The 13,728-nt window shown below is 31.4% G+C and carries 5 protein-coding genes and 1 pseudogene; all 6 read right to left on the bottom strand.

Annotated elements, in window-relative coordinates:
• Window positions 1–342: 342 nt before the first annotated feature.
• Window positions 343–2,601 carry a DrmB family protein gene (drmB, locus tag ACL9RH_RS10600; protein WP_422693331.1) on the bottom strand — a complete coding sequence of 753 codons (2,259 nt, stop codon included), beginning with the start codon at window positions 2,599–2,601 and terminating at the stop codon, window positions 343–345.
• Window position 2,602: 1 nt separating this feature from the next.
• On the bottom strand, window positions 2,603–6,883 hold the full coding sequence (locus tag ACL9RH_RS10595; RefSeq protein WP_422693330.1) for a helicase-related protein: 4,281 nt from the start codon (window positions 6,881–6,883) through the stop codon (window positions 2,603–2,605).
• On the bottom strand, window positions 6,876–9,338 hold the full coding sequence (locus tag ACL9RH_RS10590) for a hypothetical protein (RefSeq protein ID WP_422693329.1): 2,463 nt from the start codon (window positions 9,336–9,338) through the stop codon (window positions 6,876–6,878). The genes ACL9RH_RS10595 and ACL9RH_RS10590 overlap by 8 nt, the downstream gene beginning before the upstream one ends.
• Window positions 9,339–9,343: 5 nt before the next feature.
• Window positions 9,344–11,086 carry an NERD domain-containing protein gene (locus ACL9RH_RS10585; protein ID WP_422693328.1) on the bottom strand — a complete coding sequence of 581 codons (1,743 nt, stop codon included), beginning with the start codon at window positions 11,084–11,086 and terminating at the stop codon, window positions 9,344–9,346.
• Between the two features lie 10 nt (window positions 11,087–11,096).
• Window positions 11,097–12,836, bottom strand: a complete 1,740-nt coding sequence (locus ACL9RH_RS10580) for a DNA cytosine methyltransferase (RefSeq protein WP_422693327.1) — start codon at window positions 12,834–12,836, stop codon at window positions 11,097–11,099.
• Between the two features lie 406 nt (window positions 12,837–13,242).
• A pseudogene (locus ACL9RH_RS10575) lies at window positions 13,243–13,443 on the bottom strand (tyrosine-type recombinase/integrase); the annotation flags it as partial.
• Window positions 13,444–13,728 lie beyond the last annotated feature (285 nt).

Here is a 13,728-nt window from a genome sequence, read left to right as displayed (position 1 = left end):
AAAACAACCTATTGTTTATCAGTGTGTTAAAATTTACGTTGGACACTTGATTATACGTGAATTTTAATCGCAATAAGTTGGGTTAAAGGTGGGTATGTGATTTGGTTAAAACAAATTTTTTATAAGAATTGTTGATATTAGCTGTATTTATTATTGAACACTAATTTATTTTCATATCGATAAAAATTCAAGTCGTTGGTTTATTAGAGTTTATTGTTTTTTATAAATTTTTCTTCCCGCATCTTGCAAAGAGATAGTACAACCGAGCACTTACTCCCTTTTCTTAATATTTTTAAATGAGATAAGGTAAATCATATTTATACTTGATGCTGTATTATATTATTAGTCGCTTCTTAAAGTGAAAAAGCCTAACTCTTCATCAATCAATACTCTTCTATCCAGGCTTAAGTTCATTTCTTCACAAGCGGTTTCAGAAACTAATGAACAGGAAAAACAAGCAGATAGATTCAAATCAAGAATTCCTTGTCCATCAGATTCCCAACACAAAGGATCAGAAGAACAGTTTTTAGATCTTTGGAGTCCTTTTTTTAAGATTTCTAATATCTTTTCAGGTTCTCCCTGGGATACCAGTCCGCCCATACTTCCTTCAGAACCTTCTGCTGTATAAATCAACACACCGGACATCACTTTTTCAGAAGTATTGGATATATACAATCTTTCTTTTAAACTAGCTGTAGGATAACCGCAAGAAAATTCGAGTTCTCTCATCATTAAATGAGAAAAGGAGTGAATTAGAAAATGCTTTATGCCATTGTTCTTTATTCTCTGTTTTATTCCTGCCAATTGTTCTTTTCCATCAATTTCTTTATTAAGGAAGCTAGAAAACCTTCCTTCCAATTGTGAGGAATTATCTTCTATCCATTTATTGATAGTGTCATCGTTGAATTGAAAAAACAATCCTTCTCCATAGGTTTCATTTGCAGGAAGTACAAATAATTCTTCTTTTTTTATTGAGAAAGTGTTTTGACCAACAGATGCTTCTTCAACAACCTTTTCACCACTTTCATTTATGCGAACTATTCTTTCTTTAGGCCTTACCCTTGTAAAATCTAATTGGATGTTGGTTACTTTTAGTTCTTCAACTTGCTGTATTTTAGTGAAAAATGGCTCTAATTCTGTAGGTAATTGAATATCTTGAAAGTTAAGTCCTTTGTTTTCTTCAATGTCAGAAATAGATGAATTTTGAGATAAACACCTGTATTCTTGCCACCTATATTCTTCGTGTAGGTCTTTTATTTGATCAATATCAACTTTTAAAAACAATTTTTTTAAAGAATCCTCAAACTGAGATTTATCAGTATTTATCACTATTGCATTGTCATCCAAGAATTCATTAAAGTCTGTAGCAACTTTTTTACTCCAAAACTCGTCTTTTGAAATAGGGCTGCTACTATTTTTCCTATTATATCGTTCTTCTAATATTTCAAAAGCATCTATTAACTCTCTTGTTATATCTTCAGCTAGGTGCATTGGAATGAATAAACTGGAAAAACCATTAGCATAATAAACATTGTTTGCTGTTACTAATGAGATTTGCATTTTCTCGCAATCATTTTGCTGTTCACCACGGATATAGCATTTTTCAGGAAGAATAAAATCAGGATTATTTAAGTCCATCTGCCAGGGTCTATGTCCCTTGCAATTAGGCTGTAGGCTATTAATTCCTTCTAAATTAACTTTAGTACCACAGTTTAAGCACTCTATATAAATACTTGCATAACCTTCTGATTTTGTCGAGTTCTCTGTCCATTTTAGATTGGAATTACTGCAACAAGGGCCAATCGGATCATTATCAAATAAGTTTTCACCTTTGTCGCTCGATGGGAGTTGAAAAGAATCTTTTAAGCTTTTCCATTTTAAAAAGTTAGGCCAAGGTATATCGGATAAATGTCCATTAGGGCAAATTAGAATAAGATTAGTCTGTTCAAGTTCCCTATATTCCCTATAATTTATTTCCTGTCCTTCAATATTATATGTTTTGAACTCTTTTATAAAATCCGAAGCATCTCGTGGAGGAGCAAAATCATTAATAGTAGGTGTACCACCATTTTTTTTTCCTTCATTTTCCCACATTTTCTTCCATTTAGAAATTTCTTTTAATTCTCCTTTTCTGTTCTTGAACCATTTTGGAAAATGTGTTCCAACTATCATAAAATCACTTGAAATTCCATTATCACCAGTTCTTTCTAAAGCTGTTTTTATCGGATGATTTTTCCAGTTTGGTGTATTAAAAGACTCACTAAGAGACATATGTGGTATACCTATTAAACAAACTAGATTATTTAACTTTTTTTCATTTCTAATAAAACGAATAAATCGTTGATCATCAATAAATTCAAATCCACGATTAGACATTTCTATCTGGCTAAGTTCATAAACCTTTCTATTGTCAGAATTATTTTTACGAATTAATTCTATTTTAGTATTTGCCCATTTGATGAACTTCCACTTATTCATGTCAGAAATCAATATATAAGATCCAACTTTTGTAGTGATTATAGAGCCTACACCAGCCGTAGAAGAAAGTAATTTATATTTACCGATTCCCTGATTATATTGGTTTGATCTTAGTATTTTCATTTTAAATTGAATTAATTTTAATAGCAGTTTCCGGTTCTATGACTCTTAATGACATAGGAACCTGCCATTTTTTGCTATGAATATTTCCTTCGTATTCTTCAATGTCAACATATAGTTGTTCTTGTTTTCTTTTCTGACTTGTCATATTTTTTTTATTATTGAAGACTAAATCAGTTGTATGGTCTAATCCTTTATATAATGATTTCCACTCATCAAAAGCTTCCTTAATCCATCCTTTAATTTGAATTATATTCTCCTGTTTTAACAGATTATTGATGAGCTTATCGAAATCTGAAAGTCTTTCCTTTCTTCTTTCAAAATAATTAGTCAATTCAGAAACAATTGAAGAAAGCTCATCATCATTAATGGACGAGATATTCCTTGCAGAATCTCTTTCTGTAAATCTTGGAAGTGTATGTCTTATCATTGTTGCTAAATATAATCCCATATATCTTTCAACAGATTTTTTTGTAAATGGGGTAATCGATATTGGTTCAACGTAGCTGTACATTTTTTCATGAAATTCAATGAATTTTTCATAATGTGATACATCTCTTGCTCTAAAAGGATGATGTACTGTAAGTACTAAACCATAACTATTTCTTGCCACACGACTACTTGCCTGAATATATTCAGCTGTATTCCTCGGCATTGAATTCATAATGATCGTATTGAATCGTGATACGTCAATACCCACAGATATCATATTGGTAGCAACTACAAATTCGGGTGGAATATTTCCTTTTGAGGTTTCTCCATTCTGAATATTAGCAAATCTATTCTTCGCAGTCCACTTTGTTTCTACATTTTTCAGTTCATTTTTGACTTCTTCTCCGGATAATCTACCTGTCAATTCTGCATCGTGTATGGGGCCATAAGTATAAAAAGCGTGCATGAGTTTTTGAGGACGGATTACCCGATTATAAACCCTTCTAAGTTCTTTTAGAATATAGGTCTGTACCTGAGATTGAGTTTTTCCAACTTCTTTCAAGCTATTAAAATAGGATATTGTGGTATGATAAAAGTTCATGGCTTTTTCAAACTCCTCGGTATAGCAATCAAAATCAATGGGAGTATTTTCTGATAGTTCCTTGAGTTCAAAAATAGCCCGATGTGTCATAATAATAGCTGACAGCCTCATTTGCATCCAGATTTGCGTCCTGCCTGTAGGTAATACTCCTATGTATTTTCTTTTAGACAAATATTCCTCGCCTATATTTTCTGCATTTGTGAATTTTCTTCTATAAAAGGCAAAGAATGAATCATCGCATTCCACTCCGGGTTTTGGAAATAGATTGACCTTTCTGTCGAACAATGCAGCTATCTGTAGCTGTGTATTTCTTGTTGTTGCTGTTGATGAAATGATTTTAGGCCTTGTACCATCTTCCCGGACGCAGAGCTGATCGACTGCTGATTCGAATAATGCAACTGCTGAACCTAATGGGCCAAGTAATAAATGAAGCTCATCCTGAATTATCAGGTCAGGAGGTAAATAGCCATTCTTGGGTTTGCCCGCTTCCCAATTACCTTTACCAAAAAGACGTCTTGAGTCAGCATTTCTTCCATCACTTTTTCCATTTACTTTGTGAGCCAGTTGGGCAAATTTGTCTACTGTTCCAAATAATAATGTTGGGGGATGTTGATATATAATTTCGTCTGATAAGCATACAGGTATTGCTCCTTGGTCATTACTTCTCGTGGCACTTCTTCTTTTAGGATAGGAAAAGGAACATTTATTATTAACACATTTCAAATGTGCTTTATTAGCAAACCATTGATTTTCTCTGTTACCCAGATTTTCTGTATCTTCTTTATCTTCTCCTTCAATATTACTTCCACACCATGGACAATTTGAAAAGGGTATTTTATTTGATCTTTTATTTTTTAGATTTTCATATTCTTTAGTTAAATCTTCAGTTTTATTAGGTAGTGAGTTATCTCCAACCCACAAACCTATGGTAATAGGTTCTGCACCTAAATTGTATGTACCCCAACGTCTTATTAATTCTAATGCCATTATGACTAAGGTGGCTCTCTGAAATTGTTGCATGGTAAGAAGACGTAATGTATATCTCATGATAGATGCAACACCTCCACCCTGTTCCTTATGAAGCTTTCTGCGATTTATAATTGTAAGGGCTATCAATCCAAGATATGCCTCGGTTTTACCACCCCCAGTAGGGAACCAAACTAAATCTACCCATTCGTTTCTTTTTGACCAGTTTTCATCCGTTTCAAGTTTAAAAATACCATCAAGATTGAGTAGAATAAAGGCCAGCTGGAATGCTCTCCATCCTGCTGATTCTATATCGGAAAATAATCTATCATCTGCTTTTTTATAAAAATCAAGGTCAAAAACCTTAAAATCTCCGTTTTCAATCAGAGGAATTACTTTTCCTTCCTTAACTTTTTCAGCGTGCCATAGTTGCATAAACATCGCTGCATTCATCAAACGAAAAGTCTCGAGGTTGTCTTTATTGCTATCTCCTTGCAATAATTCCTCAATATTCTTTTTCATTCTATCGTAGTCATCTTCACATCTGCGTAGCTCCTGATATGCAATATCTTTCAGTTTGGATTGGTATTTTACATTCTTTTTTTTATTCTCAATCCATTTTCCATAAGAGTCAACAAAGGCGAGTAATCCATCTACAACTTCTTTATTCTTTGCATTAGAAAGTACAGACAGCCATTTGAATTCCTGAGATTGTGAGTTTTCTAAAAATAGGGGAGAAACATAATCTCCATCTTTATTTTTTATTGCCGGTTTGCTTTTATCTCTTGGAATAGGATCAATATCGGGTGTCTCGCATTCTGGAAGATATTCTGTTTCTATTTTATTTGTTGTTTTATCCCATTTTACAGAACATCCATGTCCAACACCATAATCTTCAAACTGATCATAAATGAATCGAGTAGTTGTATCTTCATCATATTCGTTTATTTCATTGGGAATATATTCATAATTCGAATATGGAGCTAAAAATTCGCTTTCGACTGATATTTTAACACCAAAAAAAGCTCTTTGATTTACAATTTCATTGAAAGTTGAATAATACCTACTGTCTTTTTGTTTGTCTAAAACGAATGCTGTACTCGTATTAATTAACTGAATTTTTATAAAAATTTTATCATCATCTTTTCTTGAATCTCTGGTTAATTGCACATTAGCCGAAAGTGAAGCATATTCATTTTTCTTCTCATTCAGATTAAACTTAAATACATTTGATAGTCCATTTTGTTCAATTTCGTTTTCATCAATTACAGTAATATTTTGCTCTTGATTTGGTTTGTTGTATAAGAATGATATTTTATTCTGTGGCTTAGGAAAGTTGATGTTTTTTAACTTAACCACTCTTTTTATTGGAGTAGATTGCCACAGACCATATCCACCAGAATAGATATCTAATAAATTTTTTAAATGATCCGTAATATTTTCAATCAGCTCTATTTCCTGAGATATTTCATAAAGTATTTTTCTTTTTGTATCATCAACAATCAAAGCTTTTAACTCGTAGTATATTGTTGATTTAAGGTTACTTAAATAACACTTTTCTTTGCTTAAAGAAGAAGGCGGACTCATTATCTCTTTCGTTTTATCAAAGAGTTTTTCTGCATATTCTTTTTGAATGTTAAGTAAAATATTCTTTAGATTAGAGATTTCTGCTGTCGTAGTTTTTGATAATAAAATAAAATCATTTTGCCCTACGGTCGTAATAGTAAATTGAGATAATTTATGGAGGTTTAAAAATTCTTCGAAATGTTTTTTATCAACCTCACATAGCAGACCATATTTTTTATTAAATAGTCCTTCCTTGTCTTGTTTAAGTTTTTTATAATATCTGAATGAAACTGTAAATGCTATTTCGTTACTTTCTAAACATTCTTCGTCCAAACAACAGGTTAATCCCATCAATTTTGGAAACATTTGATTTAATTCTATTTCATTTTCTTTGTTTTCTGGGTCTAAGCTATTGTCCTGGGAGTCTTTTTCTTCTACACCATCCTGTTCATCTCTTTTTTCATTATTATCCATAGCAGCTCCTTGACCACAAGTTCCGCTTTTATCTTCCGGAAAAAGAATTCCTGTACTATAAATTGCGGCAGGAACAATGTCTAAAATCTCTGAATCATAGTTGATGTAAGATTCAGTTTTTAGATTTTTTTTTATCAGTGAAGTGTCTTCCAAATCAACATATTTATACCCGTTGATTCCCGGGCCCAATGTTTGTTCACGAATAAAGGTTTCCAAGGAATTTCTTTTCTCTAATATTTTATTCATTATTTGGTCTTTTTGAATTTTCTATTTCTTTTAATCTAATCTCAGGTTTTATTAATTGGACTAGAGCAATTAAATTTTTCCCAAGATATTTTTCATCTATTCCTAATTCATCTAAAGGATGTTTACTTTTATACTTTTCAATATTGGCTGCTATTAACTCACTCAGATTTATCCCATCATCAAAACAACCGTCATTAAATAAGTTCTGTAAAAGCCTGTTCATTTGTTGAGTACTTTGACGGGATGATTGTTTAAGTGTATTACGTAATCGCTGTATGATCATTAAATATTCTCTTGGTAATCCAAGAAAATTACATAATTCGATAAATACTTTTTTACTAAGAGGTGCGATCGAATCGCTTTCAGGATTTAGCCAGTTATTTTGAAAATGATTTAAAGATACTATTTTGAGATCTTTCTTCTCGAAATGCTTTTTCAGATTATCATATACAATGTTTTCTCCTAAAAACTGTGCTTTCTGCTTCAATAAAATCTTCCAAAGTCTCCCAGTAGTTTCATTTTCAACACCAAATTTTTCACGGATAATATTCAATTCCTCCTCATGCTGATTTTTATCTATTATCCTTTCGTATATATTTATGTTTTCTTGTATTTCATCAAGATTATGAACAGAGTATTCACTAACATCATCTGATAGATTAATGATGTCGCTAATTTTTTCTACTCTAAAACTTATGTTATCTATTGAATAAATAAACAAATCCGAACTATTAAAAGTTTTTTCTCGTGCACCTTTTAGTTTTAATTTAATTGTTTCACGCTCAGAACTCCCTGCATATTGTTGTTCTAAGTTCCAATCTATTTCATCTTCTCTTTGTGGCCTTAAGTTATTTATGGAGTCTTTCAATCTTTCCCAATGGAAATATCTCTTTCTAATAGGATGATCTGTAAGCTTGTATATTTCTTTTGATATGTTATGTTTTGCCCATTGGTATCTATTGTAAAATAAAAACTTATGAAATATTGCTTCAACAGCTGTAGACTTAGCAACTGTTGTTTCAATTACATTGGGATAAAAATAGTATGGATATTTTCCTTGATCCTGATAGGATAAGATAATGATTGCTTCGTTTTTAAGGTTTTCGAAAGCAGACCAAGTGACCAACTTATTTTTACCCGTTAATAAAAAAGATGAGGATATCAGGCTACGTAGCTTCTGTGAATTGAGTATGAAATTATCGACTATAAAAATTGTATCACTTTTTATTTTATTGATTATTAGCTGTTTTATGTCAGAACTAATGATCATATTTAGCATATTTTCTAATGATTCTTTTAATGCTGATAAATCATCACTTCTTAGATATAATAGTTTTTGCTTGGTTTCGTCTGATATCAAATATGAGGTTTCTGCTTCTGAGAATATTTCTTGAAGTATATAATCTTTGATTTCCTGACTAAAGCATAAAGAATATAAGTTCATCATCTTTACTGATCTTAGTTCATACAAATCCTGAATGTTCGTTTCAAGCATAAAAGTGTTCCAAAAATGAGATACATCTAATCCAAGGAATGAAATAGGAATGTATTTATTTGATTTGTTTCCTAAAGTGTAGTCAATCTCAGATCGAATGAGGGGATAGCTATTCTCATCAGTTACCTTAAATCTATTCTGTATCAAATTTATTCTATCCCGCAAGTTTTGAGTAGAAGTACTTTTAGTACCAAAGGTTATGATTAAATATTTTTTCAACTTTATCTCATAATCGCTAATATCTTTCAGGGAGAAATATTGCATCAATTTCTTTCTCTCACAATCAAAAAGGATTGTGGTTTCCAAATTATCAATGATAGAGTTATCTATTTCATCTATTTGGTTTAATGTTAATTTTGTATTTAATAAGTTGAATGTAAGGGGGTTCTTTTTACTTTCAATTTCTTTAGCATATGGTCTTGTTTCAAAAATATTGTTCAAGGAATTTGCTAATTGAACCTGACAATTAAAAAGAGTATTAGTAGATATTTCGATGTTGTCATTTAATTGATTATAAAAGCTAATTAATGTTTGTACATCTTTTTTCTCCTTGATCCAGTTTTTATAAATTTTGCTTCCACCTTTAGCTCCCTCGGGACACTTCTCGGATATTCTTTTTTCTATTGATTGTAATCTTATTTTGAATTCTTGTAATTTAGTGATTTCATCATTGTTAATTTTGTTTGTGTTTTTATTTTCTTTAAAAAAACGTATTAAAAGATATTGAGCAATTATTAATAGTGAATCATCATTAAGATCATATTCAAAATGTAAGTGGAGCGTTTTTGTTTCTGATATTTCTTCTGGAAATATCTCATTTAATAATAAATGAATATAATGGAGTAGAAGATAATGATCCTTTTTTACCTCACTTTGGATTATCTCAAAAATGTCATTAAATATCGAATCTCCTTCCTTTTGAAAATGAAGTAAATGTTTACGAATATGTTTATCTACCATGCTCATTACTTTACTATATTTATTTCAAGATTTAGTATTGCACGAGTAATGCCCACAAATATTTCGTACTTGTTGAGATCCGACGGTTCGGAAATCACTAAATAAACATTCTTTTTCTCTAATCCTTTAAATTTCAATATCGAAGTATATCGCAATTTGTTTGCAGTATCTCTAATATTTGATTCGGATAGTTCTTCAATATCTTTGATAATTAGTAATTCTTGCAGGTCTTCTTTTCCTTTATAGTTACCTTTTAAAAAAGTTGACTCAATTAGAATAATACAATCATCACCTTTCAGTGATGAATCGGTTTCACGAATTGGTGTTAAAATATTTTTTACAATATGTTTTTTTACACTTTCTAAATTTTCGTGGTATAAAACAGGTATATCGGGGTATGAATTTTTAAAAGCTGCAGTATTGATTATTCCTGGACTATCCAATACCTCGGAGCTTAATTTTCTAATATCAGGGTTTTGAGCACTTCTTTTTACTTCATTTAATTTGAAATGAGAATAATATTCTGATATCAAATCGGCAAGCTCAGAAACATTCCTTCCACTGTTTGAATAGCTTTGATCAATATCATAGAGAATTAGGGAGTTACCATTTAGAAGTCCTTTTTTATGGTATCCAGAGAATGAGTTTATGAATAAGTCTAATCCTCTATCAAATAAATCCTGTGCTTCATCTATGACTAAGAAATCATACGGAATTAGCTCACTTGCCAGCTCCAATCTTGCAATTGTTTCTTTTACCAGAGCATAAAAATCATCTTCATTGAATGAACTAAGTGTATGATAATCTATATGTTGATTTAACTTTTGAAAATAGCGGAAAAATGTAGTAACCTCTACATTATCCAATATTCCCCTTTCATTTAGTAAGGCCTTGGTGTAATGCATCAGCAAATTGTTCCAACATAAATAAATTCCTTTTTTATTCTGTTGTTTGTCAATAAAGGCTTTTGCAAGAGTTGTTTTTCCGGATCCGGGAGGCCCCTCGAGTAATATTCTTTGGTTTTTATAGAGTCCCTCCAGAATTTCTATATTTTGGATACCAAGCCACTCCAGAGTATTTATAGAATTATTGTGGTTTCTATCTCCTATTATGGGACTAAGGATTTTTTTTATGGTAGTATACTCTTTCAGAGAAAGGTCATTATAACTTCTAAAATGCCTTTTGTGTTTGGTTTTAGAGTGAGTAATAGCATTTAGAAGAAACTTTTCAATAGACTGATCAAAATTACAGGCATTATGTGCTGTCCAAAGCAGATTTGGGTCTATTAATTTTGATTCGAAAGGGTAGTCAACATGAGGAAAGGCAACAACCTCACAAAAAAAACAATTCTTTAAATTGTTGAGTATGTTGTCTTTCAGCGTGAATTTATATCCTTCAACTTGCTTGAACGGATTCTGCTTCATTGGAGTATCAAAGTTCTTTCCATAATAGAACTTGTTCGACATCGTAGAAACAGGTCCTCCTTTTACTTCCAATACAATTAATCCGTGTTTGGAAAGTATTACAAAATCAATCTGAGAACTTGTTTTTTTGTAGTAATTAAAGTGGTCTGAATGTTCAGGTAGTTTTAGATCATGCCAAACATCCCATTCTAATTCACTTTTACTTAAATCATCCCACAATTTTCTATAGATATTTATTTCTCCATGGAGAGGGCTCCCATCTTCTTTTATAAGAATGGTTTCTAAAGCATCTATCGGATTATTGGGATAAAAATGAACTGGCATAATTTTAAATTTATACTACATCTGTTTCGTTTGTAAGTGAAGCTATTTTGTTCACTGCATATAAGGCTAGAATTTGTTTTACAGGAACTTTATCCTTGAATTTGAATATTGTATTTGACAGGTCTTGATTATATAGCTTATTATCTACTTCAATATCATTAATTATTTTTTTGAGATCGTCCATCAACTGCGTAGGTTCTCTTTTTCCATTTTCACATTTTTGATGCTCGTACATTTTTTGCATCAATGATGAATGGGCAATTTTCTCAGAAAAGCCATTGTTTATGATTTTGATAAATAATTCGCCTTTTTTTACTTCCTTTTTTATAATTTTTTCGAGCTTAAGATAGAAATTATCACTGATTTCCTGATGTTTAAACTTGGCTCCTGTACCATATTGAATTGATGTCAGCCATTTGCCAGTCGTTTTTTCATTAGTTGAAATATCGAAATTGGAAAGTGTAACGGTTAGATTTCCATCTTTAAGTGGGTGTCTTCTGTATTTTGAATCTTTATTCCTCTTTGGTGGATTTATAAAGGTACTTTCCGTAAATGTGTTTAAATTTATAATTCCGTCTAATTTGACTTCTTTTTCCAGAACCCATTTTGGAGGAACCGAATAGCTATTTTGTTTTAATACTTCAATAGCTAAAGCTCTACTTATTGATGGACATACTGCATTTCCAACCTGTCTCCATTTCGCATACAGGTTTCCAGTAAACTGATAGGTTATTGGAAACCCCATTATAGACGCAATTTCCCTAACTGTTGGAGATCTATATTCACCATCTCCCTTGCGAGCATAGTCAGATTTATATACTAACCCTTCTCTAGACGTTCCACTCTTAATTGCTGTTACTGTCCTACTGGGTTTTTCTAGATTTTCAGGAAAAGCCATTTTGCCCATACAATGGTGATTGGTTTTCAGCTCTTTGGACTGACGCCATTCACACTCATAAAGACCACTGTCATAAAAGTGATCTGTTAGTTCTAACTTTTTTATTTTAATATCAGGATATATGGGATCAATAATCTCTTCTTTGACTATTTCCTGAGCAGGAGAAGGAAGCATATTAATTAATTGTCCGAGGTTATTCCAAGATTTTAAATCTTCACCTTTTTCTTCATGTGTTGGTTTGGGAGTTATAAATGCTTGTTTAGAAATTATTTCTCCTGATATTGATCTTTTTCTCGCTTGATATGAACCATAGTCGGCTGAATTCATGACAATTGTGTTTGAAAATACTCTTAATGCTTCACTTTTTGGAGATTTGCCAATTGTTTTTGCCCATTCACTAAGATTTAAATCCTTAAAAGTGTAAATTTCCTGTAAATGTTTTTTTGAATTAACAACATTCTCCATAAACCACCCTTGAAGAATTGAATCGGGCTGATGTTTTTTTACTGCAACGATTCTTAAAAACGTCTTTATGAGGCGTAGTCCTAGTTTTTTATCAGCTTTTCCTGATTTATTTGAATTTGAAAAGCTGACACAAGGGGGACTACCCAAGATTATTGAAGTATCAGGTATATTTTGAATTTCTTCAATTGAATACTCAAAATCAAGTATGTTTTTTACTTTACATTGTAAGTTAAAATTATGGTTGTATGTTTCAATTGCTGGATTCCAATTGTCATACCCACAGACAACATTATAACCGACTTGCCTGAAGCCCTCGGAAAATCCACCTGCTCCGCAAAAAAAATCTACTACAGTTAATGATTGGTTATTTTTATTTAGTTCTTTCACTCTTTCAGCTGATATTATTTCGTTTTTAATTATATAGAGGAATATTGTACAGTTTTAAAACGCCATCATTACTTCTGTCTTCATTAATTACATAAATATGATAATTTTTTTAGTTGAAATGTGTTATCCTTTTCAAAATAATCATGTATCAAGCTAGCTAAAGTACTTTTCATCTAATTGATTCTAAACTTAGTAAAAATAAATTAATTTATCTATCTTATGTTACGGTTTTCCGTACTCTAACTTTTAATTTTTTGAATCAGATGTAAAGTCATTTATAAAAAACAAAGCATAATGTTTTTTAATTATTATCATAGTATATAGATTACCAATGTTTGAATGTCAAAATATAAATCGAATAACTCTCAGTTTGCATACATTCCTTTCCAAGAGCAATCTGTTCACATTATGTATTATTACTCAAATCTAATTTAATTTTTTCTGAAGCTTCTTTTGTCAATTCATCTACAATCCTCACATAAACTTCCGTATTTTTAACATCCTTATGTCCTAATAATTTTGATACTGTGTAGATATCAGTGCCGGATGTTAGCTGCAACGTTGCGAATGTGTGACGAAAACCATGGAATGTAAAATGTTTTTTTACTCCAGCATTTTTAAGTTAAGCCAACAGGGGAGGAATTTGGTTACATCAGAATATGCTAGGCCTTCGAAGATTTTTGCATCATATTCACCATGAGGATTCAGTAGAGAAAGAGTATCATCTGAAATAGGGTAATATTCTGCCTTTCCAGTTTTATTCTGCTTATAAAGTATATAATAATTACCAGGAGTTCCCTATATATCGTCCCACTTTAGGTTTTCAATATCACAAAAGCGAAGCCCTGTTAACACAGAAAACAATCCCGCTTTTTTAACAATGGGGGAACTG

Source organism: Chryseobacterium sp. Mn2064 (assembly GCF_049319685.1).
Classification (GTDB): Bacteria; Bacteroidota; Bacteroidia; order Flavobacteriales; family Weeksellaceae; genus Chryseobacterium.
The sequence above is the reverse complement of the archived record's forward strand: the minus strand, read 5'-3'. Positions and strand labels throughout refer to the sequence as shown.

Coding starts and splice junctions, on each gene's coding strand:
- drmB (WP_422693331.1), bottom strand. CDS start 2,601: ATGAAAATACTAAGATCAAACCAATATAATCAGGGAATCGGTAAATAT.
- ACL9RH_RS10595 (WP_422693330.1), bottom strand. CDS start 6,883: ATGAATAAAATATTAGAGAAAAGAAATTCCTTGGAAACCTTTATTCGT.
- ACL9RH_RS10590 (WP_422693329.1), bottom strand. CDS start 9,338: ATGGTAGATAAACATATTCGTAAACATTTACTTCATTTTCAAAAGGAA.
- ACL9RH_RS10585 (WP_422693328.1), bottom strand. CDS start 11,086: ATGCCAGTTCATTTTTATCCCAATAATCCGATAGATGCTTTAGAAACC.